This window comes from Vibrio sp. S234-5, assembly GCF_000960595.1.
Lineage (GTDB): Bacteria > Pseudomonadota > Gammaproteobacteria > Enterobacterales > Vibrionaceae > Vibrio.
Window position 1 is genome coordinate 47,187 of record NZ_JZAM01000072.1, and the last position, 26,701, is coordinate 73,887.

General features: G+C 48.0%; 16 protein-coding genes. 9 read left to right on the forward strand and 7 right to left on the reverse strand.

Annotated elements, in window-relative coordinates; genetic code table 11:
* The first annotated feature begins 308 nt into the window (after positions 1 to 308).
* From UF06_RS03030 to UF06_RS03060, 7 genes are all read left to right on the forward strand, one after another.
* Positions 309 to 1,682, forward strand: a complete 1,374-nt coding sequence (locus tag UF06_RS03030; protein ID WP_242401978.1) for a carbohydrate porin — start codon at positions 309 to 311, stop codon at positions 1,680 to 1,682.
* Positions 1,683 to 1,871: 189 nt separating this feature from the next.
* Positions 1,872 to 4,595, forward strand: coding sequence for a carbohydrate binding domain-containing protein (locus UF06_RS03035; RefSeq protein WP_045569124.1), 2,724 nt, complete (start codon positions 1,872 to 1,874; stop codon positions 4,593 to 4,595).
* Between the two features lie 84 nt (positions 4,596 to 4,679).
* Entirely contained in the window at positions 4,680 to 6,590 is a 1,911-nt protein-coding gene (locus UF06_RS03040; RefSeq protein ID WP_045569125.1) for a hypothetical protein, read from the forward strand.
* A gap of 94 nt (positions 6,591 to 6,684) precedes the next feature.
* Positions 6,685 to 8,037 carry a glycoside hydrolase family 16 protein gene (locus UF06_RS03045; RefSeq protein ID WP_052702501.1) on the forward strand — a complete coding sequence of 451 codons (1,353 nt, stop codon included), beginning with the start codon at positions 6,685 to 6,687 and terminating at the stop codon, positions 8,035 to 8,037.
* 17 nt (positions 8,038 to 8,054) lie between these two features.
* On the forward strand, positions 8,055 to 10,175 hold the full coding sequence (locus UF06_RS03050) for a carboxypeptidase-like regulatory domain-containing protein (protein WP_226972237.1): 2,121 nt from the start codon (positions 8,055 to 8,057) through the stop codon (positions 10,173 to 10,175).
* Positions 10,176 to 10,367: 192 nt separating this feature from the next.
* Complete coding sequence (locus UF06_RS03055; protein ID WP_045569126.1) at positions 10,368 to 11,963, forward strand: glycoside hydrolase family 16 protein; 1,596 nt, start codon at positions 10,368 to 10,370, stop codon at positions 11,961 to 11,963.
* A gap of 346 nt (positions 11,964 to 12,309) precedes the next feature.
* Positions 12,310 to 13,593, forward strand: coding sequence for a carbohydrate porin (locus tag UF06_RS03060; protein WP_039463197.1), 1,284 nt, complete (start codon positions 12,310 to 12,312; stop codon positions 13,591 to 13,593).
* A gap of 27 nt (positions 13,594 to 13,620) precedes the next feature.
* Here the strand turns inward: UF06_RS03060 and UF06_RS26720 are convergent, their stop codons facing one another.
* Together UF06_RS26720 and UF06_RS03065 are read right to left on the reverse strand one after the other, a co-directional pair.
* A complete protein-coding gene (locus tag UF06_RS26720; RefSeq protein ID WP_171816687.1) occupies positions 13,621 to 13,761 on the reverse strand; it encodes a hypothetical protein in 141 nt (46 codons plus the stop codon).
* Positions 13,758 to 14,627, reverse strand: coding sequence for a helix-turn-helix domain-containing protein (locus tag UF06_RS03065; RefSeq protein ID WP_045569127.1), 870 nt, complete (start codon positions 14,625 to 14,627; stop codon positions 13,758 to 13,760). Before UF06_RS03065 ends, UF06_RS26720 begins: the two co-directional genes overlap by 4 nt.
* A 134-nt stretch (positions 14,628 to 14,761) precedes the next feature.
* Here UF06_RS03065 and UF06_RS03070 point away from each other — a divergent pair, with 134 nt between their 5' ends.
* Positions 14,762 to 17,563 (forward strand): glycoside hydrolase family 3 protein, encoded by a 2,802-nt coding sequence (locus UF06_RS03070; RefSeq protein ID WP_045569128.1) that lies wholly within the window; start codon positions 14,762 to 14,764, stop codon positions 17,561 to 17,563.
* Between the two features lie 153 nt (positions 17,564 to 17,716).
* A complete protein-coding gene (locus UF06_RS03075; RefSeq protein ID WP_045569129.1) occupies positions 17,717 to 19,057 on the forward strand; it encodes an MATE family efflux transporter in 1,341 nt (446 codons plus the stop codon).
* 182 nt (positions 19,058 to 19,239) lie between these two features.
* Here UF06_RS03075 and UF06_RS03080 read toward each other — a convergent pair whose 3' ends face one another.
* The 5 genes from UF06_RS03080 to UF06_RS03100 all read right to left on the reverse strand — a co-directional run bounded on the left by UF06_RS03080 (position 19,240) and on the right by UF06_RS03100 (position 26,488).
* The gene (locus tag UF06_RS03080) at positions 19,240 to 21,006 is read right to left on the reverse strand and encodes an FAD-dependent oxidoreductase (RefSeq protein WP_226972235.1); all 1,767 of its coding nucleotides are present in this window, start codon (positions 21,004 to 21,006) and stop codon (positions 19,240 to 19,242) included.
* 16 nt (positions 21,007 to 21,022) lie between these two features.
* The gene (locus tag UF06_RS03085) at positions 21,023 to 22,786 is read right to left on the reverse strand and encodes a thiamine pyrophosphate-binding protein (protein ID WP_045569130.1); all 1,764 of its coding nucleotides are present in this window, start codon (positions 22,784 to 22,786) and stop codon (positions 21,023 to 21,025) included.
* Complete coding sequence (locus UF06_RS03090) at positions 22,776 to 24,593, reverse strand: FAD-dependent oxidoreductase (RefSeq protein ID WP_045569131.1); 1,818 nt, start codon at positions 24,591 to 24,593, stop codon at positions 22,776 to 22,778. The genes UF06_RS03085 and UF06_RS03090 overlap by 11 nt, the downstream gene beginning before the upstream one ends.
* 133 nt (positions 24,594 to 24,726) lie before the next feature.
* Positions 24,727 to 25,686, reverse strand: coding sequence for a phosphatidylinositol-specific phospholipase C (locus UF06_RS03095; protein ID WP_045569132.1), 960 nt, complete (start codon positions 25,684 to 25,686; stop codon positions 24,727 to 24,729).
* 154 nt (positions 25,687 to 25,840) lie between these two features.
* Entirely contained in the window at positions 25,841 to 26,488 is a 648-nt protein-coding gene (locus tag UF06_RS03100; RefSeq protein WP_045569133.1) for a hypothetical protein, read from the reverse strand.
* Positions 26,489 to 26,701: the final 213 nt, after the last annotated feature.

Here is a 26,701-nt window from a genome sequence, read left to right on the forward strand (position 1 = left end):
ACGTGGTAGAAGCGATTATAATGTGATCCATGCATAAAGAAAGCGCTTGCTTGGTGATGAAAGTCGCGTTTTATACGATTTATAGCCGCTACAATGGCCAGTAATGGTGGATTCCATCGATTGCAATATAACGTACTGCTTGTTGTGGTAACAAATTAGTTTCAATGTTAAGGCTTCATTAACAGATGGGCCTATTTTTTAAACTTACAAAGAAAGCGCTTTCTTTGTGGCTTGCCAAAGCCGAAAGCATTTAATCCAATCGTGATCGCCTTGTAATCAAGGGCTTAGGGACAAAAGGGAGAACCACAGTGGTCAATCAATTTCACTTCATAAAATCGAAACTTGCGCTAGGCGTTGCTATAGGACTCGCTTTCGCTTCTCAAGCGCATGCCGCGGAGATGAGTAGCATTGAATTTCATGGGTATTTTCGTGCTGGTGTGATTAATAGTGTGGAAAATGATCTAAAACGCTCTAATTTTGCTGGTCAGAAGGAAACGTTAGGTCGTTTAGGCATTGAAGCCGACAACGATTACAAAGCCAACCTCGTTAGCAATTGGGACTTTGACGACGGTAGAAATTTCCGTATTAATTTTGGTGTTGGAGCAAAAGGGAAAGAAGCAGGATTATCCTCCAGCGCGGATGGATTTGATGCCGCGATCACTAATGCGTTCGTTGAGTTAAAGGGTGTTTCACCAACGGGAACGTTTTGGGCTGGTAAGCGCGAATATGGTAAGAGCGATAATTATATTTTCATGACCGACTTCTTTTACACAGATATGTCCGGTATAGGGATTGGCTTAACGGATTTAAGCCTTTTTGGCAATGAATTTGATCTTGCGTATATAGCCAGTGATCGATATGACGAAAATACAGACCGATGGGCAGATTCTCCAGCACAAGTTGGTAACAATGGAACTAACTTAAATAATCTTCTCCATGCAATCCATATTGGAACCAGTTTTGATAATCTCTCTGTATCCGCTTTATTAAAGGCGATGCCAGACAACTGGGATGCACAAGGCAAAGAGTGGGCTGAAACGGGTTTTGATTTAACACTGACGTATAAAATGTCGAGCTTCTTTGGTCTAGCTGGCAATGGCTTTTCAAATATTATCGCTCAAGCGGGTAAAGGTTTGGGTGCTGGCAATTTGTTGGGTGGCACCATAACGGACTACAACGCTTATGCTCCCGGATCTTTAGCTCAGGGGCAGCATGACGACTGGGGTGCGGCAGGCGATGCGCGTCAGCTCCTCTCAAAAGTAGAGGATGATGATACCTCTGCAAGAGTGATGCTCTGGGGGGGCTATACTTTTGATAACGGAGTCGGGTTTTTCCCATCCATTCAAGGTCAGTATAACCATATGGCGTCAGGGGATGCTCGTTCACAGAGCGACTACAACTACTGGTTGTCTGCAATGACAAGAATGACAGTGCCTGTTAGTTCTCATTTCTACGTTCAAGGTGAAGTGGGCTACGCATACAACAATTGGGGCGGGAGTTCGTGGAACCAATCTAAGTTAACCATTGCACCAACGTTTATTTTGCCAACCTCCGTTGGAGTGAATCCGGAAATTAGACTGCTAGCCTCATATTTACCGAAATCTTGGACTAATTTAAATGAGGTTTCAGGTAAGCCTGAGGATGACTTTATTGTTGGCTTCCAAGCTGATCTTTGGTGGTAAGTTAATTACGTTAAATGAAATAACATAAGAACTTATTTAATTAATTTAACTTGAATTTAATTTATATAAGCAGCAACGCTAAGTAATTAAATTTCGAAGTTTTATTCGCTCGTAGTCGCTCTTTATTGAGCGATGAGTGACGATTGATCACAACCAAAATTATCATGGATATATTTTAAGGACATTTGGATGAGCAACGAAATAAAGCATTTCAGGCTGACTAATCTTGTGTTGGCCAGTGCGATAGCATTATTGATCAGTGGATGTGGTGAAGAGAGCCTAACGAATCCACCGACAACCCCTGAACCACCAACGACGAATCCGCCAACCACGAACCCGGGTACGGACTTCGTGATTTTTCAAGATCAAGTTAATAGTGCTTGGCCGGCATGGGATTGTTGTGGTGGCACGACACCCACCAATCCCGTGGAGCTAGGGGACTATGGCATTGTGACGGAGTTTACTGTGGGAGCAACCCCTGCCGTTTTGGGCTTTGTTCGCTCTCAAAGTGCAGGGCCACTCGATATTAGTGCCTATCAAGCCAAAGGGACGGTTGAATTTGCTATCAAATTGATGAGTGCGCCGATTGCAGGCCCGACCAACTGGTTTATCAAGTTGGAAAGCAATGGTGGGGCGATCAATGCAGGCGGTGAGGAAGCGGAAGTATCGATAGCCGCACCTCAGGTCAACACATGGCAAAAGGTCTCCATCCCGGTGGCGGACTTGGCTAACTTAGGGCTTGATCTGACAAGTGTGGATAACTTCTTGATTTATCCAGCTTGGGGCACAGGAGAAGGGGCGGTATATCGCGTTGATAATATTAAGTTTATCCTCGATGGCGTGACGGTGCCGCAACCAGACCCAGACCCGACACCAAGACCCGATGCAGACAGCGGACTTAAACTGGATCTCACTCAAGCGGTGACGGATTTCGGTGGTTCGGTCTCTCAGTTGGGGGTTGCCGATCCTGCGGTTTTAGCCGCCGCATCGTCGAGCAGTCAAATCATCAAAACCACCAAAACCGACGGCGCTGAAACGTGGGCCGGGACAACCTTGGGCGATCTGGCAGCGATTCCGTTTGCCGACGATCGGCAAAAAGTCTCCGTGTGGATCTACTCTGAAGAGAGCAGCATACCTGTATTGCTCAAGCTTGAAGACCAAAATGACGGAGAAAAATTTGTCGAAGCGCTGGCGACAACCACGATTGCGGGCGCTTGGGAAAAAGTGACGTTTGATTTCTCGCTTCCTCACGCTGGCGTTGTGGATTCCAGTGTCGTTTACGATAAGAAGTCCATTTTCTTCGATTTTGGCCAACCGGGCACTGGGACGGTGTTCTACTGGGATGACATGACTTTCGTTGATGCCGATAGCACAACCAATCCCGATGAACCGGATTTACCCACCGATCCTGCCCAAATCACACTATTTAACGATGCAGCTAATCCCAAATGGGTGGCGTGGGACTGTTGTGGTGGCTCGACACCTAGCGTTATCACAGACTCAGATAGCCAATATGGTGAGGTCACGGAGTTTGTGATTAACGGCCCCACCGTGGTTGGTTTTTCATCGCGCGCTGATGCCGGTGCTGTTGATGGTCAACCAATCGACGTGAGTGCTTGGCAGGACAAAGGAACGGTTTCTTTTGACCTCAAACTGACCAATGATGCGGGCGCGACGGATTGGAAATTTAAAGTGGAGTCTGTGAACGCAGCAACGGCAGTGGAAATGAGCTTGGTTGAAGCACCTGAACTGAATACGTGGAAGCATTACCAATTTAGTCTCAATGATCTTGCCAGTGCGGGATTAGACCTAACGAACATTGACTTGCTGATGATCTTCCCTGCATGGGGCTCGGGTATTGGTTCGAGCTATCTGGTAGATAACGTGGTCTTCTCCTCAACCGGTGCAACGTCGCCTTCAGATCCCACTGATCCGCCACTCCCACCAACACAAGATGGTGCTAATCTATTGATTAATGGCGATTTCTCCTCAAACAAGCTTGACCCTTGGTATCAAGTTGGAGCGGGCAGCGTTGAAGTGATTGATGGTGTGTTGAAGACAGCGGCGTATTCAGGGGGCGAGGCGCGCATTAAGCAACAGCGAATTGGTGCTGGTCAGTTGACGGCCAATCAATCTGTCACTGTGACTTTTAAGATGAAAGGTGAGCTTAGCGATGGCGGCGTGGTTAACGGTATTGTTCACACTGAATCGCCAGCAGGGGTATCGGGTACTGAAGTTCTCTCGTTGCCTGCACCGACATCTGAATGGGTGGAACACAGTTTCACGTTCAACATTGGTAACGATCCAGAATGGGGTCTTGGCCTAACGCTTGGTGGTGTGTGCGGTGCGGTAGATAGCTGTACGGCAAAAGTCGAGTTCGATGACATACGCCTTATCGCCGTTGTGACGCCACCAACAACAGACCCCGATTTGCCAAATCCAGACCTACCACCGGTCGACAACACCGGCAACTTACTGGTTAACGGTGACTTTGCGGCAGATAAACTCGACCCATGGTTTCAAGTGGGCGGTGGTAGTGTTTCCGTGATTAATGGCTCCGTTCGCACATCTGCGGGTTCCGGCGGAGAAGCTCGAATCAAACAACAGCGTATTGGTCAAGGGGCGTTAGTTGCAAATCAATCTGTTACGGTCACGTTTAACATGAAAGGGCAAGTGACCGATGGTGGTGTGGTCAATGGTGTGATTCACACAGAGTCACCTGCCGGCGTTTCTGGTACAGAGGTGCTCTCTTTACCTGCGCCAACCAATGAGTGGGTAGAGCACAGTTTTACCTTCAATATTGGCAACGATCCTGAGTGGGGTCTGGGCTTTACCCTTGGTGGCGTATGCGGTGCGGTAGCGGGCTGCTCGGTTGCCGTCGACTTCGACAACATCCGCTTAACAGCAAACTAATCGGTCGGTCTGTGCGTGTGATTTCACAGACCTAATTCAACGATCACTATCGATGATGACGTCTCAAAGAGTTAGGAAACAGAGATGAAAAAACAGAATTTGAAACTCCTCGCTTTCGCGGTTAGCACACTGTTGTTAAGCGGCTGTGGCGATGAAGCCTTGAGCAGTAATCCCGGAACAAATGATGGCAATGGAAGCGTCGTGCTCACGCCACAACCTAAACCGACTCAACAACCCACCGCACGTAATGGCGACGCCTTGTTGGGCAATCCTCAATACCCGGCTATTTCTTATGGGGCCTGGCGGTCAAATGTGCGTGAATCGGGGGATAAAGTTCCGAGCGTTGCGCAGCAGATTGAAGATATGAAAATCCTCTCTGCACTCGGCATTAAGGTTATCCGTACTTACAACACCCAAGGGTTTATTGGCACGGACGGTAAGTCCAACACGGAAAACCTGCTGGAGGCGATAAGCCAACTCAAGCAGCAAGACTCCAATTTTGAAATGTATGTCATGCTCGGCATTTGGATTGATGCTTTGAACTCATGGACCAATCTCACCGTTGAACATGACAAAGACAATCCGAAGAATTTTGATGAAATCGCCAAAGCAAAGGAGCTCGCGCTCAAGTATCCCGATATCGTTAAAGTATTGGCGGTAGGTAACGAGGCCATGGTGGATTGGGCGCCGTACCATGTCACACCGCAAATCATCCTTAATCATGTTGAAGATCTGCAACAGTGGAAGCTTGGCAGCGAATCGACCAAGGACATTTGGGTTACCTCTTCAGACAATTACGCGGTTTGGTCTGGTCAAGATGCCAATGGCAATCAGAGTGAACAGACGGTGTTGAAAGCCCTGATCAAAGCGGTGGATTATGTGTCACTACATACCTATGCGTTGCATGATACTCACTATCATCCCGACTTCTCACAGCAGTGGAAAGTGCCGCAAAGTGAGCAGAATCTTACCAAGCAAGAGCAGATTGACTCGGCCATGGATCGTGCCTATCAACATACATTAGGTCAGATACAAGTAGCGCAGAGTTTCATCAATCGTGTTGATGCAATGAAGCCCATTCACCTAGGTGAAACCGGTTGGTCCTCCATCTCGACTGATGGGTTGGGAGCTGGAGGCACACAAGCGGCTGATGAGTATAAACAGAAGCGTTTTTATGACGACATGCGCAACTGGAGTGATCAATTTGGTGCCTCGCTGTTTTTCTTTCAGGCTTTTGATGAGCCATGGAAAGGGGATGCCAACAACCCATCACATTCGGAAAAGCATTTTGGGCTTATTGATATCAGTTGTTCCGTGAAGTATGTGCTTTGGCAGCAAGTTGATGCACTAAACAATCTGGGGTTAACCAGAGATTGCCCGGGGGCAGGCTTTACAGCGAGTTACTCGGGGGATTTTGCAACCTTAATGGACGCGGTTTTAGCACCACCTAAAGCGCCGATTGACACGCCACCCGCCGAGGGAGAGTTCAAAGTGCTGGGCAACAATGTCTATTCGGGCGCCAGTGTCTATGGTTGGGACAACCCCATTACGGCTTGGGCTGGTGTCAATGATGAGACTGGCGTTTTGACTGTGGCGGCCGATCCGGCGTTAGCAGCGGTTTGGGGATGGGGTGCAGGCATCGGCAATAGTGCCAATCCGACTAATCTTTCTTCCTCCAGCAAAATGACTTTCGAGATCCGCGGCCTTGATGGCGGTGAGAGCCAGCTTGCGACATTTGGTTTTTACCTTGGTTTTCAAACCGCGGCGGGCGGCGGCAGTAACCATTGGGTACGTTTTAATGCAGGACAGGGTTACACATTGAGTAAAGATTGGGTCAAGTACACCATTGATCTCAACAAATTTTCTCAGTTTTCCTCAGCTGATCTAACTAAGGTCACCTCGCCATTTACTATCGCTGATATCTATGAAACGTCGGGTGGCAGCGCGCCAACTCGCAGTGATATCGAGGTGAGAAACATCTCTTGGCTTGAATAGTCAACCTTGTTTAATCGGGGATATCGCAAGCTATCCCCACCATAGCCTATTTACACTATTCGTATCCGATCAAAAACGTATCGGAGGGAGATCTATGTTAACTATCAAGTATTTACCCCGTTTAAAGCCAAAGGGTTGTGTTGAGAAAGCGAGAAAACCACCCCGTATTTTTTACCTGTTGGCCCTGCTTTTGTCGAATACTGTGTATGCGGGCTGGGAAGTGCAGTGGATTGATACTTTCGAGGGAGAGGGGGTGAATTGGAGTAACTGGACGGCGCAAACTCAGGCAAATTACAACAACGAGGTGCAATGCTATACCGCCGATGATCACTCCAATCAAAGGAACTACGACGTTTCCAACGGGACTCTTAAGATCATTGCGAGAAAGGAAAGAGTCAATTGCCCCTCGCTCGGCGGCCAAAGCAAATCTTGGACGTCGGGACGCCTTAACTCCAAAGACAAACGCGAGTTTCTGTATGGAAAACTTGAGGCAAGAATTCGTTTTCATAACCTAGAAAAAGGGACTTGGCCTGCATTTTGGATGCTGGAGAACCGCATTGCGGAGCAACCGATAAAAGGCGATGGAGACAGTGCTCAATGGCCGCAAAGAGGGGCTGGGGAAATCGATGTTTGGGAGTGGTATGCGCACCAACCTGATCGCTATATCACCAACTTCTTTAATGCCGAGGGCTGTGGTGCTGAGTACCGTTATTCTTATCCAAATGGTGCCGCCGATGTACTGGATTGGCACCGTTATTCGATTGAATGGACAAAGGAGAAAATTGATTTCTTTATCGATCAAACTTTGGTGGTTTCACGAGATATTCGTCAGTGTCAGCAATATCATGAACCGATGTTCGCCTTAATCAATCTCGCGATGGGGGGGATGCTGGGTGGGGCTATTGATCCGAACTTGCAGCAAGCAACCTTGGAAGTGGATTATATCGCACACTGCCAGACGAGTGAGACAAGCCAGTCACTTTATTGTAACGAAGAGGCTCCTCGTAAAGAGCCCACTCAACCAGAACAACCCGCGGTTAATGCCTCATTAAGTATGTATCAAAATGGTGTTGCGACCACAGAGGTCAACCGAGCATCAGGGCAAGTGACGGTGCTGGTCGACCTCGAACTGGATCCCGCCGAAGCCGACAATTATAGCCTCTACTGGCAGGCTCAATCGCTACACAACCCAATTATCGACGGTAAGCAATTGCGCTTTGATCCGATTTCGATGGATAAGGGGCAATATCAGGTCGGTTTATCTCTCGTACACATCGATGACGTTGATTCAACCTTCTCAAAACAGCTGTATTTTTCCGTGACTGAGCCAAACAACGCAAACGGGGAAAGTAATACCTCTTCAGCAGGCGCAACACACTTCTTCTCTTTTGCGGCGCTGCTATTACTGGCGATTTGGCGCCGAAAATCCAACCTCTCTATTGATTAATATAAGGAAATAATCTCATGAGAAAGATGCCTTCAATATTGGGTGCATTGCTTTGCTCTACCTTGCTGGCCGGATGTGGTGGTGATTCAGGTACGAAACCGTCACCAGACACAAATCTGCCGTCTTTAAACCAGTTAACCGTAGCCATTCGTAATGCCAATGATCAACAACCGATCGGCAATGCAGAGGTGATCGTCACATCTGAAACGCAAAAAAACTATCGCCGCACCACCGATGCACAGGGAAGAGCGCAGTTTCAGTTAGAAAGCGGTCGTTATCAAATCGCCTCTGCTCCAACAGGTTTTCAAGCTGGCCAACTGAATGTCACGTTGGCCGATAGCGATCAGTCGGTCAATCTTGATTTGGAAAAAGAGGCCATTGTGGGTGGATCCGATTTGTATCTGTTTCACTCCGACTATGAAGATTCCCACTACATGCAATTTTGGGGTGATACTTGGGGATCCGGTGCTAATGTAGAAAATATTAGTAACGATGCAACCTTCACTCGTGCTCTTAAGATATCCAGTGGCACGAACTGGGGATTTGGCGCCGCAATCGCTTGGGGAAATGAGCAAGCTAACGCCATTGATGCGCGAGCTTACAACTATGCGCAGTTCTACCTCAAGCCAAGCGGTTTCACTCAGGTGGAAGTGGTGGTTAACGGGTTTAGCATTCCTGAACAGAAAATCACCTATCCAATGAGCGATGGAGAGGCGATCGGCAATGGTTGGCTCAAATTTGAAGTGCCAATTCCCTCAGTGGCGGATTTGAGTTGGTTTGGTCTTGTTTTTCTCTCGGATCAAAACAGCAGCGTGATGCTGAGCAACCTCTCCTTCATTCATAAAGAGGTACAACTCAGCGAACCAACCGGTCCTGCACCCGTGCCCAATGTGACCGACTCACAGGCGTTCTCTATTTTCAGTGATTCACTGCAAGAGGATAAGTTTGTCTCGTTGTGGAATGAGAACTGGTGGAATGCGCCAATTTACTCATCCGGCGTTATCGAGGGCAACCACTACAGTCGTTATGAAATCGCAGGGGCGGGAAGCAATGGCGGTGTTGTAGGCATTCAGTATGGTATTGAGTATGGCAGTGTCGATGTGTCCAAACATGATGTCTGGAATATTGACCTGTATGCCGAATCTGGCATCGATCGTATCTCTTTACAGCTCGTTTCTACCGATGGCTCGGCAAGCTACGAAATTACCAATCCCTTTACTAACCAGTGGGTTAGCTATGCGATTCCGATGTCCAGTATGCTGGCCAATGATCCCAATGCCCTGAACACCAAACAGATGCAAATGGCTGGTATTCAGATGTGGGGGGCGGCAGGAAAAGCGCTCTTTGTCGATGATTTCTATTTCTCTGGCAGCGCAGAGCAACACCAGTTGGCCGTGACTGTCAAAAATGAAAAAGGGCAACCTTTGCAAAACGCAACGGTTTTTGTCGGTCAAGATGGTGAATATGACACCGCATACAAACAGAGCACCAATGCCAGTGGTGTTGCCAGTTTGCAACTGTCAAAAGGCAAGCAAAAGGTCAAAGCCACGGCAGAGGGGTATGGTGTGGCTCAATGGTTGACAACACTAGATAACTCGCTTCAAACAACGATTTCCCTTGAGCCTCTGAAGCCTGGTCCTACAACGCCAGCACCAGTACCAAATGTTGACAGCAAAGCAGTGATCTCGCTGTTTAGTGATGCATTAACGAGTGATTCATGGATAACCTATTGGTCAGATAACTGGTGGAATGCACCCAAGCATGAATTGGTTAATATTTTGGGCAACCAGAGCGCGAAATTTACACCAACACCTGATGGCGTCAGTGGTGGTGTGACAGGAATACAGTATGGTATTGAACGCCCTGTTGATGCGAGTAACAAATCCGGCATGCATCTTGACCTTTATCTCACCTCTGGCATCAACAAAGTACAGTTTCAGTTACTCTCATCTGGCGGACCACTTATCTATACGTTAGATAGTCTAGAGACGGGAAAGTGGCTGTCGGTTGAGCTGCCTTTTACAGCAGCCGATGGTAATAACGCCAGCTTCGATCAAAGTAAGATGCAGCAGTTAGGTATGGCACTTTGGGGATCAACCAGTGATAGCGTCTATTTAGACAATATCTACTTTTACTAGCGCTTAACGCCAAGGCCATTGTAGGACGCGATAAGTGACTATGTTTTATGATTTCGGAGTGTGTTGGTTTGCCTAAGGGATAAAAATCGATAGAACTGTGATTTACTTCAATTGAAAGCGCTTTCTTTGTGTGAAAGATAAATGTGCACATTAAACGAATTAGCATGATGAAATACTCTTGAGGGAGAAAAAATGAGAAAAAACAAATATTTTCAGTGCCATCAAATCGCCATTGCGATTTCAATCGGTTTGCTAGCGGGCTGCAGCCAAACCGGCGACAGCGCTTCCGGTACCGATTTTGTTCAAACTAAAAAGCCAGTGATGCTACAAGATAAACCTACGACACCGAGCGCAAAGTGGCAGCTGGTATGGGCGGATGAGTTTGATGGGAGTGAAATCAACAAACGCAATTGGAGCCTTGAACAAAACTGTTGGGGTGGTGGCAACAACGAGCAGCAGTGTTATACCAAGCGCAGTCGCAATGCTTTTGTGCAAGATGGCTACTTGCACATTGTGGCGCACAAAGAGAGTTTCACTGGCCCGGATGATGCCGATGGTAAACCGGGGATGAACAAAACTTTGCCGTTTACCTCGGCACGTCTGCGCTCTAAAGACAGGCGTGACCACAAATATGGCCGCTTTGAAATTCGCGCCAAACTGCCATCTGGTCAGGGAACTTGGCCAGCAATTTGGATGCTGCCGACCGATAACAAATATGGCACTTGGGCGGCCTCTGGTGAAATCGACATTATGGAAGCGGTTAACTTAAAAGCACAATCCGATGCGCCGGGAGCGCAAGCGGGTGATGCTGAAAATCGCATTTACGGCAGCCTGCACTATGGCAAAACGTGGCCAGACAATGTCTACAGTGGTCAAGGCGCTTCGCTGCCGAACAATATCAACCCAGCAGATGACTTCCACACCTATGCGATTGAGTGGGAAGAAGGGGAAATTCGTTGGTACGTCGACAACATTCACTACGCCACACAAACGCAAGATGAGTGGTACAGCCAATACAAAGTCGATGGTTCTTTGGTCAACGCCAAAGGCGCAGCACCGTTTGATGAGCGTTTTCATTTGCTGCTCAACCTTGCCGTGGGCGGCTCTTGGGCGGCCAATGCGAATGAGAAAGGCGTGGACAAGTCGGACTTCCCCAAAACCATGCTGGTGGATTACGTGAAGGTGTATCGCTGCTCGGTTGATCGCTGGAAAGGCAAAGGTTGTGCGAGCATCGGTGAGCAAGCGGTGAAGGTCAAAGGGCATAAAGCCCCAGCGATTTTGGCGCAAGACGATAGCTACGCCGATGGGCCAATGTTGGATATTTTCTCCGATAGTCTCAACAGTAACTTGGCCTACGGCAGCTATGATCCAATGGATATCGTGTCTCACCAAGAAGTGGCCGATGGCGAACACGGTCAAGTGTTGAAGATCACCAAACAAAATGGCGCAGGCAACCTCTATTTCCGCTCACCCACCACCGATGTGAGCCATTGGTTAGAGAGTGGTGAGTTGATCTTTGATATCAAGGTGGAGTCGATGACCGATGGCAGTGAGTTGATGGTGAAAATCGACAGCGGCTGGCCAAAAACCAGTGATATGACGGTGGCACTACCACCGACGGGTCAGTGGGGCGAAGTGCGTATTAAGCTGGCGGATTTGCTGGCGCAGTCCAACCGCTTTGCGGCTGGCAACAAAGCAGATCCGAGTATAATCAATAATTTATTGGTGTTTGAGCCGACAGCCGCGATGACGTTCAGTTTGGACAACATTCGTTTCGAAAAGCGCTAATTGGCGTGTATCAAAAAGCTCGTGGTGAAAATCACGAGCTTTTTCGTTTTTCACTATGATAAGCCGAGAGAAATCTTTTCTTCATTGATTGATTAGTGAAATAGCAATTTGTGATAAATGTCCGAGAAAGCGCTTTCTTTAGTGGGGACGATCACGGTTTTACGGCAGAGGATCCTTTTATACTTTACCTGCACTGAACAAAGCCTTTAAGGCCTTATTTTATTAGCCTTGCTTGATGAAATAGATGTGGAGTGTTGGTCTGCATCTTTTTATATATGTTCAGTTTTTTTATACATAACAAAGAAAGCGCTTTCTTTAAGGGCTAATGATGGAACATGGAGTTAATATGAAACTTTCTAAGCTTACCCTTGCTTGTCTAGTCGCGACGGCAGGTTTATCCGCTACACCGATGGTTCACGCTGAAAAATCCGATGGTTTTGAGTTCCACGGTTATTTCCGTGCTGGTGCGCTTTACAGCGAAAACGACGATTTCAAACGTGCGAAATTCCCAGCATCGAAAGAGCGTCTAGGTCGCTTGGGTATTGAATCGGATAACCACTTTGAGCTTGCGCTACAGAAAAATTTTGAAAACGATGACGGGCAAAAAATCCGCATAAAAACCCGCGTCGGTGCAGATAACGCACAGTCAGCTGGCAACAACCAGCTTGGCACCAACGCAGATGCGGCCAACAGCAGCATCGGTATGGTGGAAACCTTCGTTGAGTTTGATGGTGTGACCGAAACTGGCACGCTTTGGGGCGGTACGCGCTTCTACGGTAAAGACAACTACATCTTCATGACCGACTTCTTCTATACCGATATGTCCGGCACCGGAGCGGGTATCGAAGGTGTTCAACTTGGTGGTTACAAATGGGATTTCGCTTACATCGCCAGTGACAATGCCGAAGGTGAGTGGTGGGCGCTGAATGCGAACAACCCAATGCACTCTGTTCACGTTGGTGTCGATTTAGATGGCGTTGAATTGCATGCCATGGCGAAATATTTACCAGATAACATGGTCGATGGTAAAGAGTACGCGAGTAATGGTATGGAAATGACGGCCATCGTCCATACAGATAGTGTGTTTGGCCTGTCAGACAAAGGCTTTACTAAGTACATCGCGCAAGCAGGTAAAGGCCTTGGCTCTGGTCAGCTACTTGGCGGCACGCTCACCACTTACAACGCATGGAAACCGGGCAATGGCGCGTTGGAAGGTCCGGCCAACATGAAAAAAGTCGAAAGTGGCGATATTTCTGCTCGAGCACTGGTCTGGGGTGGTTACTTCTTTGAAAATGGCGTGAGCATCTTTCATTCGATTCAAGGTCAATATAATGATCTGGATAACGGTGGCAAAGACAGCTGGGCATCGGCGATGATTCGTCCTTCTTTCCCAGTTTCAAAGAACTTCTTCATCGCGACAGAAGCAGGTTATCAGTACAACAAGTGGGAAGACGCAAACGGCGTGGGTGACGATGCGACCAACTACAAACTGACGGTTGCACCAACCATTATCGTCCCAACCGGCTTTGGCCCTGCGCCGGAGATTCGTTTCCTCGCTACGTACCTCGACGGTTCTGCGCGTGACAAAGCGGACCTTCTAGTGGGTATTCAAGCAGACATGTGGTGGTAAACCACACGAGGTAATGGGAGAGATTACCTAGTAGGGCGTGAGATCGTTGGGGAACGCCACGCCCATTTTGCGACAAGCAAGTCGACGACACGGGGGAACTTGTTTTTGTTGCATGAATGCAAACCACTGCCATTCATCACGCCGCTCAACCGAGCGGCTTTTTTTCATTTTTGTTGCGCCACGTATTGGCGTGGGCTTTGACCAAACTTCTGTTTAAAGCGTTTGGAAAAATAGTTGCTGTCACTGAACCCACACTGCTCCGATACTTGCTGAATTGACATACCAGGTTCGTTACTCAAGAGATCGCGCCCGTAATTGAGCTGCATTTCACGCAAATAAAGGTTAGGCGAGGTGTTGAGAAACTGCTTAAACAGCCGCTCGAGTTGTCGCTGGCTGACAAACGCCGCTTGGGCAATTTCTCCGCTGTGAATGCTGCCATCGGCAAAATGCTGCTCAATAAAAATCAGCGCGCGGCTCAGTGCCAGTGTGGTTTTCGGCAGATCGTGCGTTTGCTGCTGATACATACGCGCCAGAGTAATCACCAATTGCTGCATCAAACTGGTGAGCATGGTTTCAAAGCCGCTTTCCCCGTGTTGATACTCACGGTGAATCGCTTCAATCAACTGGGCAATTTGCGGCAGTTGCTCGCCATCGAGCGTGAGCTTGGCGCGATATTCACCGGTTTGGCGAGCAATCGGCTCGACCTTGAACATCGCCTGATAGCCAGAAAGCATTCTCAATGAAGGCGTTTCGAAAAAGGGCGTGCCTGCTTCAAACATCAAATTGATGATGATTAACTGATCGACATCCTGAAAAGCGTGCTCAATATCGCCGTTGATCACAAACACATCCCCAGCAGTGAGCGGATAGACATGAGAAGCAACAAGGTGGTTGCCTTTGCCACTCACCACCAAGAACAGCTCAGAAAAATCGTGTTTATGCAGGCCAAAATCGCTGTGGTGGTGGCCATCAACGTAAGCAAATTTGAAGTGGGGATAGCGAAGATGATGGTGCAACTGATAGGTGATGCTCATGTCGCTATTTTCCTTTTATTTGTCGGTATATTGGTAGAATTGCGCATTTGGCAAGCTTACACTGAAGCTCCATCAATGAGAATGCCGCAGGCAAAAATAAGGCCAAGATAAGGCAAGAAGAGGTTAATAAAGCGATGAGAAATCCAGCGATAGAAAAAGCGCAGCAAGCACTGGTGTCAGTGAGCCGACAAGCCGCGGCAGAAGGCATTGTCCTGCTGAAAAATGATGACCAAGCACTGCCGATTGAGCCATCGCAGGTGCTCTCTTTGTTTGGCCGTTGTCAGATAGATACCTATCGCAGCGGCACGGGTTCTGGCGGCGCGGTGAACGTGCCTTATGCGGTGACTGCATTGCAAGGTTTGCAAGCCAACCCCACGATTCAACTCAATACTTCGTTAGTCGCCCTGTATCAAGATTGGCTAGCCCACCATCCGTTTGATGATGGCGGCGGTGGCTGGGCGGCAGAGTCGTGGTTTCAACATGAAATGCCAGTGACCGATGAGGTGGTGGCACAGGCTGCGTTGCAGTCTGACAAAGCGTTGGTGTTTATTGGCCGCACCGCTGGGGAAGACAAAGATTACGCCGATGAAGCGGGCAGCTACCGCTTAACGGAATTGGAAACGGACATGCTAACCAAAGTGTGCCGCCATTTCTCCTGTGTGATCGTGGTGATGAACGTGACCAACATTATCGATATGTCGTGGTTAACTCGCCTAGAAAACCATCAAGCGATCAAAGCGGTGCTCTACAGTTGGGCGGCGGGGATGGAAGGGGGCCACGCGCTTGCCGATGTGCTCTCTGGCGCTGTTTCACCCAGTGGTCGTTTGACCGATACCATCGCCTATCGTTTGCAAGATTACCCTTCATCTGCCCATTTTGGCCGCAAAGACTTCAATCTCTATGTTGAAGATATTTACGTCGGCTATCGCTATTTTGAAACCTTTGCCCCAGAAGCGGTGCAGTTTGAATTTGGTGCGGGCTTATCCTATAGCCAATTTGAGCGCCGTTTGGTGCAGTGCTCGAGTGACGTGGTTGATGCTGGCGGCGATCTCGCCAACGCCAAGTCGCTCTATTTTGAGATTGAAGTGCGCAACATCGGCCAGCAATTTAGCAGCAAAGAAGTGGTGCAGCTGTATGTTGAAGCGCCTCAAGGCCAACTTGGCAAACCGGCCAGAGCGCTGTGTGGATTTGCAAAAACCAGCGAACTAGCGCCAAACGGCAGCGAAGTGGTGCGCATCTGTGTGCCGGTGGCTTTGCTGGCGTCGTTTGATGATAGCGGCGCGAGTGGTTACTCAAACAGTTATGTGCTTGAAGCAGGGCAGTATCATTTCTACCTTGGCGGCAGCGTGCGTCAAGCGCAGAAAATCGACACGACATGGTGGGTTGAGCACACCACCTCACTGGAAACACTCAGTGAAGCCTGCGCGCCAACCCGTGAGTTTGAACGCCTGGTGCCTGCCGAGCGCCAAGCCAATGGCGTCTATCAACCCAGCTATCAACCTGTGCCACTGCGTACGGTGGATCTGGCGCAGCGAATTGAAGCCAACTTACCGCCAACCTATGCTTTTACGGGCGATCAAGGCAGTCAGCTGGCCGATGTCGCCCAAGGTCGCGCCAGCCTAGAAGCGTTTGTTGCTCAACTCACAGCCGAACAACTGACCATTCTGGTGCGTGGTGAAGGCATGTGCAGCCCGAAAGTGACGCCGGGTACGGCGGCGGCGTTTGGTGGGGTATGCACTTCTCTGTTTGAGTTTGGTATTCCGGTCGCTGCGGCGGCCGATGGCCCATCGGGCATTCGCATGGACAGTGGCCATCAAGCGACCCAAGTGCCAATTGGCACACTGCTCGCCTGCACATGGAACACCGAGCTCAATCAGCAGTTGTATTATTTGGTGGGCCAAGAGTTGCAAGCCTACCAAATCGACACCTTGCTCGGTCCGGGTATCAGCATTCATCGCCATCCACTCAATGGCCGTAATTTCGAATATTTTTCGGAAGACCCACTGTTAACCGGTTGGATTGCGGCTGCGCAAACCACAGGCTTAAAACAAGCGGGTGTTTCCGGCACCATCAAACACTTTGCGGCCAACGATCAAGAAACCGCACGAGTGGATGTAGATAGCGTGATGTCGCAGCGCGCGCTGCGTGAAATCCACATCAAGCCGTTTGAAATGGCGGTGAAGTATGGTCAGGCTTCCACCATCATGACTTCCTACAATCCGGTCAACGGCCATTGGGCGGCGTCCAACTACGATCTCAACACCACCATTTTGCGTGGTGAATGGGGTTACACCGGCATCGTGATGACCGACTGGTGGGCGAAAATGAATCACCCCGTGGATGGGGGGGAAGAGAGTAAGCGCTTTACTGGCTATATGCTGCGAGCGCAAAACGATCTCTACATGGTGGTGGAAAACGATGCCGCCGAGCGCAACCCGATGGAAGATGATACGTTGCAGGCGTTAGACCGAGGTGAGTTAACCTTGGGCGAGTTGCAGCGCAGCGCGATGAACATCTGCCGCTTTATTTTGCAAGCGCCAGTGATGCAAAGGCCGCTGCAGGCGTATCAGGCGGTGAAACCTTTTGCGCCGCTAGCGGACGCATTGCCCGATGCCGCTCTGCTGTTACCGGTAACGCAGCGCATGGTGGTGAACAGCCAAAACCATTGCGAACTCTGGGTGGAAGCAGCGCAAGCAGGGCATTATCTCTGTTTTGCCGAAATGGCCTATGATCGCGAGCCATTGGCGCAATCCTCTTGCAGTGTGAGCATCAACGGTGAATTTGCTATGTCGCTGCCTACCAATGGCACCGAGGGAAAAACCGTTGAAATCGAGGGCATCGCCATCCTTTTACAAGCGGGGATTTATCGAATCGACACCCAATTTGTGAAGAAAGGAGCCGAGCTGAAAACCTTGCGTTTTGAGTGGCAAGCGTAATGCCACTCAACCATAAAATTTGTGTGCCTTTGTGCGCGGTTCCTATACAATAAGGCACACATTTCAAATCATCATTTTTGACTGCTCCGCATCCTTTTTGTGGAGCAGTTTTTGTTTTACTGACAGTGTATTTTCAACCTTAAGGTCAACAACATGGCTAAAACCCAAAATATCAACCAACGCATGTCTATCGTGACGCTCGCGTGGCCGATATTAGTGGAGATTTTGCTACGGACAGCGCTCGGCACCAGTGATGTATTCATGCTCTCTGGTTATTCAGACAAAGCGGTTTCCGCGGTGGGCGTGATCACCCAACTGACATTCTTCCTCATCATTGTCTCTACCTTTGTTAGCAGTGGCACTGGGATCCTGATTGCTCAATACAACGGAGCTGGGCGCGATCAAGATTCCACCCATGTAGGGGTGGCGAGTATTGCGCTTTCCAGCGTCATCGGCGTGATCCTCAGCGTGTTGGCGGTGCTCGGTGCGATGCATTTGCTCCCTTACTACGGCTTGGAAGCGCAGGTGGAACAATACGCGCAAGAATATCTGCTCATCAGCGGGGCGATGACCTTTAACGTCACCATTGGCATTGTGTTCACCACCATTTTGCGCAGCCACGGTTATTCGCGCTCGCCGATGACGGTTAACCTCATCAGTGGCGTGCTCAATATCATCGGTAACTACATTGCGCTCTATCAGCCGTTTGGTTTGCCCGTGTATGGCGTGCAAGGCGTGGCGATTGCAACGGTAGCCAGCCAGGTGATCGGCACAACGATTCTGGGCGTGCTGCTGTGGCGCAGTTCCATCGCCTTGCCGATGCGTTCCCTCGCGCAAGTGCCCAAAGCGGTCTATAAGAAAATCCTCAAAATCGGCGGCATGAACGCAGGGGAAGTGCTTTCGTACAATATGGCGCAAATCACCATCGTCTATTTTGTGGTGCAGATGGGCACTTCGTCTCTTGCGGCGTTTACCTACGCGCAGAACATCGCACGTTTCTCTTTTGCGTTTGCACTGGCCATTGGCCAAGCGACGCAAATTCAAACCGGTTACTACATTGGCAAAGGCTGGGTAGAGAGCATCACCAAACGGGTGCAACTCTACTTTTTGGTTGGCTTTGCCTCTTCGGTCACGGTGGCGAGCTCCATCTACTTTATGCGTGATGCGATCTTAACTCTGTTTACTCAGCAGCCGGAGATCCTCTTGTTGGCGGGTTCCCTAGTTATGGGCTCCATTGTGTTGGAAGCGGGGCGTGTGTTTAACCTGATTTTCATCTCGGCGCTCAAAGGGGCAGGAGACATCAAGTTCCCAGTGCAAATGGGCATTTTGAGCATGTGGGGCTTAGGCGTGGTGTTTTCATATCTGCTTGGTATTCACTGGGGCTATGGCGTATTCGGTGCATGGATGGCGATTGCCCTCGACGAGTGGTTCCGTGGTCTTATCATGGCAAGGCGTTGGCGCTCGCAAGTTTGGACGCGTTATAAGCTCAGTTAGCGCATGACATCTAGTCGTAAACATTAAACGGATGCGACGCTTGTGAATATCCGAATTGATATGGCTTTGGTGCCGAGTTGATCCGCAGAGTGATGAGACGTTACTGAATAACCCATGCGAGTCAGATGCAATGACTGCATGGGTTGATTTTTGATGTCAACAATAGTGACTAAGCCGTTGAACTAGATGATCGTTTTTCGGGTTCTATAGTGGTTATAGGCGGTGCCTGGAAGATCGCTATTTTGATTCGATGGTTGGCGATTGTACTTTTGCTTTATATTGATCAACTTTTCATAATGGTCTAAGAAGTAGGTTTTAGTAGGAATCGAGCTGTCTTTGAAGCTAATAAATGCGCCTTTGGTGCCATTAATTTCGCTATCGCGGCAAACTTCCATCCAATCTAAAGCACGATTAACGTAGTTGAAAACGGCATTGTTTTGTCCTAGCGCTTTTTGGTTGAAGCACTCATTCCACCATGTTTGATATTGAATGGTGTATTGTGATGTTGCGTACGGGAATGCCATTCGTTCACTGGCTTTGGCTGAATCTTCGTCGGCATAGAATGGGCCGTTTATCGCACCAAGCGTCACATAACTAAATAGCCCTAACTCTTGATTTTTTTCAAAAAGTAGCGATGAGGTGAGGGATTTTAATAGCTGTGTTCTACCAAGATCCTCAAGCCCTTGCTCGCTCACTACTTTTGAGGTGATTTTATGGGGTGCGGGTTCATCATAGTCAGGTTTAAATGGTTCATGAGCGTCTTTTAAAGAGGTGTTGAGTTTACCACCGAGTGATTTACGTGCCCAATTTCCCATTAAAGAAGGTGAATAAGATTTGGGTGTATCAGTGCCAGTAATGCGGTGCTTGCTGCTGGGAAAATATTTGTTTGTAAATTGACTGAGGGATTGTGGGTCGCCTTCCCAGTAACCATACATGGTACAAGGGTGTTTTAGTCTATTAATCAGTATTTGAGCATTTGTATCTGTCTTGGCAATCGCATCGATTTTTAAATTTGTGCCAACTAAGCCTATTGTGCTGGGGTCATTAATGGCCTTTTCCCAATATGATAGAACTTCGTAGGTCGTTTCCTCGGTTGAATCTGTGTCATCGTCGTTCCAATGAATCTCAAATCGGTGGATTTCGTTAGGGATGACAAAAGCCTTAACTGAAAACTCTAGCACGATACCATAGCTGAATGCCCCGCCACCACGCAGTGCCCAGAGCAAATCGCCGTGAGATTGTTCATTAACCTCTAAGATGCTGCCATTTTCTACAAGCACTTTAGCGCCGATAAGGGATTCGCAGCACATTCCATGGCGGCGTGTCCATGGCCCCCAGCCGCCCCCTTGGATGTAACCAGCTAAACCAACGGTTGCGCAAGTGCCGTGGGGAATGGTGATTGGAGGTGAATGAGCTGCAAGTTTAGGTACTAACTGATAGAAACGATAGCCAGATCCAATGTGAGCAATAAAACCAGACTTTTCATCACCCTCTACGCACAATTTCTTTAACCCACTCAAATCTAGCAATATCACATCGTTGCCTGTGCACTCGCCTTCGTGATCGTGCCCACCCGATCGCACTCGAATGGGTAGGTTTAACGCAATCGCATGTTGGTAAGCCTGGACGACATCATCGTTGCTTTTACACATCACGATCACCGCAGGATAGGCACGTAGACGGGTGTTAAAAATCACTGTCTGAGCGAGATATTTAGTTAGCCCTTCTGTTTCTGAGTCAGGGGTGTGAGTCGAAGTCAGATACTCTATTTTTAGGGCTTGGAGTTGCTCAATAAACGCAGTGAGCAACTGCTGATAGCTGGCCATTAATTGTTCCGCTCTGAGCAGTTGCTCATATGGTGTATTTTGATCTTCGTATCTGACATTTTGCATCATGTTGTTCATGTTGTTCATGTTGTTCATGTTGTTCATGTTGTTCATGTTGTTCATGGTTCATCCTTCATTCTTATTTGTACGTTTGGCAGTGGGCAATTTTTTTTCCTGTCACAGACTCAGCTAATGCTTTAATCGCTGGTGCTAGGTCGTGCTTATTGATTTTGACCTCGACAAGAGTGGGGTGGGTGACGAGCGGACTAATGTGATCAAGTACTTTTTCTAAGCAAGCGACACTTTCTACGGCGAAGTAATCAATTTTGCTTTCACTATTGCTAAAGGCTTTTGCTAGGCTCTCGTAGTGCCATTGTGGTAGTTCATCAAAGGGGGCAAAATCCCCGTTGGGAGTGAACGCACAAATGTCGACAAAGGATTGCTCAATCGCATAAACCCTGTTGCTCATGACAAACACGACACAATTGCATTGATTTCGGGCAAGTGTTGAAAGAGCTTGTGCCATCATCATAAAGCCCCCGTCGCCTGCGATGACGATCGTTTGCCGTTGGCTTGCTAATTTTACCCCAAGTGCACAGCCCGTTTCATGGCCTAACGATCCCCACGCTGCATCACTGATAAAATGATTTTGGCGTATCCCTGTGAGACGAGCGGCCATATAGAGCGAAGAGCTTTCACCGAGGATGAGGTTCGCCTCTTTAATGGTTTTTTTTTGCCGCAAAGCGGCTTGAAATACATCAAAAAAGCGTTCATAGGTTATCAGCTCGTCTTTGTTGGTTATCGTGCAATACTCCTCATGGCAACTATAGTTTTTTTGAAGCGATTGTAGCCATGTGTTGTTAAGTGGTCTGCTTACAAAACGTTCTATGAGCTGATCGATCGTTTCTTCAAGGCTAATGTGAAGATAGGTACTATTCAATCCAACTCGAGCCTCACTCATGTTTACACGAGCAAGCTGAGCACTTTGAGTTGTGAGCATGGTTAAATAGTCATCGGTAAAAATTGCGCCTAGCGCGATTATGGCGTCGGCTTTGTTCACTAAATAAGACGTTTCAGGATTAGACGCTTCTGCGGCATAAGTACCGATAAAGTGGCTTTTCCCAGTGCCTTGAGATTCGTCCAACACAGATTTAGCGAGTGTTGTCGTGGTATAAGGAACGTTCAAAACGTCGAGTAATGTTGCTGCTTTGTCCTCGAGCCCTAATCGAGCCACTTCAATACCAAAGAGAAGTAGCGGATAAGAGGCAACGCGCAAGCGACTTTCGATATCCTCAACGAGTTGTGTTTGCATGTTTAGGTTAACGTTAAGTAGAGGAAACAAAAGGGGAGCGGTCGGCGCAGGCACTTTTTCGCCCCAAACGTTTTGCCAAGCTTCGAGATAAATAGGGCGCTTTTCAGTCATGGCAAGCGTAAGCGCTCGGTCAATTTGACAAGGCGCTTGCGCTTTGTCACTTAAGATCTCCGAGGCGACAGTGACCGATTCAAATACACGTTTATCTGCCTGCAAATCATCCGTAGCATGATGGAATAAAGCGCCTGTTTGGGCGATGACTGCACGGTCATCTAGGGAAGGGCTTGCCGTAATAACGACAATAGGATTTCGTTCCACATAGGCGCCAGCAATGGCATTGAGCACACTGAAGGTACCAACGCCATACTGCACCGAGACAGCACCGATACCCTTGCATCTGGCATAACCATCTGCAGCATAACCTGCGCCTAACTCAGTGAGATCGCCAACAGCGTCTATGCATTCAAACTCATCAAGCGCGGTCATGAATTCTTGCACATAATCGCCAGGCACTTGGAAAACTTTCTCAAGCCCGAGCTCTTTTAGGCGCAGTAGAAGGTAGTCAGCGACACGGACCATTTCAATACTCATGATTGATTCCCTCATACGCAAACTCAGTGACTTCATTTAGGGTATCTGCTAACGCGTTGGGCTGCGACGTTGCAGAGGTTAAACTGCATTTCCCGTTGCCGCAGTCAATCGGTAAGTAGTTGAAATGGGTTTTCTTCCACTCATTGTAGTTTTTATGGGCGACAACCCAGTTTGGGGTCGGCAGGGTGAAGAATTCGGCAAGCGTCGATTCAGCGGTGTTTAAGGCACCTTCGACCCAGCCTTGTTCATAAGAATACGCTTCACCGATGATGTAGATTTTTTGCTCTTTGACTGGGTGACGCATTCGGCAAATTATCTCATCCAAACGATAATTTGCTTTCCACTCGTGCCAACCACCACCGTACGGATCATCTCCCCACTGCTGGTAAATTGCTGAATAGGGCATTTGTAGGTTCTTTTGGTCGTGTAGGGCTTCTACTTGACGATGCGCAGCGATGACCATGTCATGTGTTATCTGGTATTGGTTACGAGGCACAATGTCGCTTTCAGTAAATTCTTCACAACCATAGGCGGGTCTGTATCCGAGGTAAGGCTCGCCCGATTCGAGACCTTTCCAGTACGGGATGGTGCCAATATCGTTGTAAGAGGCCATGAGTAATGAATTTGTGTTGTGTTCGCCGTTAAATTGGTCGCACTCGGTACCCATGTAGTAAGTTTGACGAATTGGTAAGTCAGTGACCGAGCGACCAGCGACTAAACCTAGGCTGCGCCACCAAGGCTGCTCGTATGCCATAAACATCTTAATGGCTTTTTGAATCAGCACAGAAGGCAAGTTTTCTTTGAGCCAAGGATCGTTGAAAAATGGCGATTCGATCAATTCGAGCGAACGCCTTGGCATTGCAAGTATCACTTGCTTAGCTCGTACGGCAAAGTGAGCTCGACAGGCATCTTTGGTGTGACCTTTGTCACACGTTGTGGTCGGCTGGAAAACTAATTCATAAGGGAAAGCTTCTTCGTTATCGATATTGATTGAGACTAAGCGATGATTCATGTTGACCCGCTCGTCTTGAGGTAGGCAACCACACATTGCCTCAAACTGCTCGCAGAGCGTTAAAGGCAGAGCTTGAAAACCATCTTCTAAAGTCAAAAAGGTCGTATCATCGCTGTACTCGGTAGCCGGTAATTGAGTTACAGCACTGGCATTAGCAACGTTTGCATCGTAACCCCCCGCTTCTTTCATAAATAAATAGGCTTCGTTGCTTAGGACTTGTTCGAGTAAGTTCCAAAATCCATACCGCCAGATTTCTTTACCATTAATCTTGACTTTCATTTGTTCGCTGAGAGTCATGTCGGCAAAGCCAGGACAGATTAAGTTCATGACTTTGACTTGCAGATCTTCCGGCCCATAACCTCTCTCTGAGCTAGTCAGCTTGTATGGGATGCGGTCTGGATATTCGGTAAAATCACGAAAACGAAAGTAATGACCACGTAGATAAAAGAGGTTGTTTGCGCTGCCTGCTTTGACGTTTTCTTGGCTGGGGTCGCTTGATTTTGGATAAAGGGGTAAATCAGATCCCATAGGAAAATTTTTTGTTTTAAGGCCCAGTTGGCCAACGAGTGCATCCACCATTAAATGCGATTCAGGAATAAAACGCATTCCTCCCAATTCCGCAACCACATTAGGCAGTCCTGGTAGTTTGCGACTATAAAGCCGGCCACCAATCCGGTTGCTGTATTCAAATAGAGCAATACGTTTGTCGCAGCCTTGGTGCTGTTGTAATCGCCACGCGCTGTAAACGCCAGAAACGCCACCACCGACAATGGCAATATCAAGAGTTGTGTTCATATCAATGCATCCTTTGCGAGTCCATAGACAGATGAGCTATGTATGACGAGAGAATCGCCGCCAATGAAGCCTCAAAGACGGCCGAAAACGGCCATCCCATGTGGAAATAGTGATTTAAAATCAGACATATAATTTATATATAGGAATGGTCTTTGTGGTTGACGATTGGATCGCGCTCATTCGCGTTGTTATTCAAGGCGACACCGGGATTGGTGCTGATAACAAGCTCTGTAACGCTGTTGTCTATATGGCCCAATTCATTATTATAAAAATCCAACACCACGATCCCGAACCTGTTTCCTTTTTTCTTGCCACGTAAGAACTCGGCAAGACCTGGATTCATTTTCGGGCTGATTTTACCGATGCCACCCCCCCAAGCATACTGGTAAGGGGTATGGCCAAGTAAAGAGAAACTAATGCTATTGTAGGTCAGATGCATCACACCATCGTCAGGTGCTGCTATGGCACTGTCAATTGAAGCTTGGACGGCTGCCATTTTCTTCCGTGTGTCGTGTTCTTGATACTGATCTTCTATCGCAAACACTTGGTTTTCTGGCGTTGTTAGCGTGAAGGTTTTATTTTTTTTCCAACCTTTGGACAGGTCTATTCCCATGTTGCCAGGGAAGCGTCTGAGTAGGACGATCTTACTTTGAACTGCTGTCAATGTCGGCATTCGTGACCCTAAATAAAAAAGATGCTGGTACTTTTTCTGAGCGATGTATTCATCAAACTTTACCTGTATATCGTTCCCGTTACCTGTCGCCGCATTCATGAGCATAACGATCGTTTCTGTCGGATTTTCAGAAAGGAATTGCTGGCAATCATCAAGCACATCTGCGAAAGAAATATCGCAGTTGACGATGCCATGGAAAATGCTTAGAGGGTCAAGCTTGGAATCGTTTGCTTTGACACGGATGTCAAGAAAACGAATGCCGTTATTTAGCTGAGTATAAATACCAAAATTTTGCGTTCGGGCAGGGCCAGCAGGTGCTTTCTGTGTACCGGAGTCATGAGTACCAGGCAGAGAAATTTGGTCCAGTGTCAATTGATGATCTAGCGCACTCATCCAGTTACGAGTCTCTACGTAAGTCATATCTTTCTCCAATGTCGATTGTTTATCGAGATGCACCTTTAATGGATGGGCGCTCTCACAAGCAAAAAACTCGCTATTTTTATGGTATGAATTTATGAGCAAATGTGGTCTAACTGCGTTTACCTGCCGTCAAGCCAACTTAGCTTGGGAAACGTTATGGATGTTGGTAACGACCAGTCATGCTTGCGTTGGTATCAGAATTATCCATTTGAAATAAAAACAGCTCGACTTCGGTGTCGGACTCACTGGTTTGCGCTGCGATAGAGCCAGAGCCAACTTTGCGTTTGCCTAGAATATCAACGATGAGCTTGGCGCTGCCGACGATACTACCAACAGGGTTTTCGGAAATAATGTTTTTGACAACACGCAGAGAGTCTTTCACTAAATCTTCGGCGTAGTGCTGGTTTACATTGCCCCACGTTACGCCGAACATCTCCTTTGAACCAATCCACCAATTATTGTTCGATAGAAAGTGGCCTTGTCCTATCACGAAGTCATCGATAGTGTAAGTGATGCCATGAATATAAAGAGATAGCTTGCCACGAACGGCAAAATTGAGCTCTTCAGGTCGTTTGTCATTGAATGTTTTTGCTATACATCCGCCTTCTCTGGTGTTGTCTTGGAACCACTTCGCTACCCCCTTTGAGTTATGACGTCCGGCTTTTACGATAAGGGTTTTTCCCTTGCAGCTAACCCCCTTATATGGTTGGCCGCTGGTGACTTTGTGGTCTGTTTCAACAAAGGATATTTCTGATAGGCCTTCAATGTTGAAGGAAAACTCGTTGTTGTGCAGTTCTGTCATGCGTTTTTTCTCCTAGCTCAACGATATCATTGCAGTTTTATCGGTCGGTTGAATCAATCAACCAGACTGCTTATTTCTGGCTATCAAAAAGTAGTAGGCAAAAATCGGTTATGCAACTTTTTTTATAATAACTTGATGCTTGAAATATTTATTCCTAGTGAGAAGTGTTCATTGCGAAGAGTTGGGAAGGGGATCCTTTGTTAAGCATTCGTT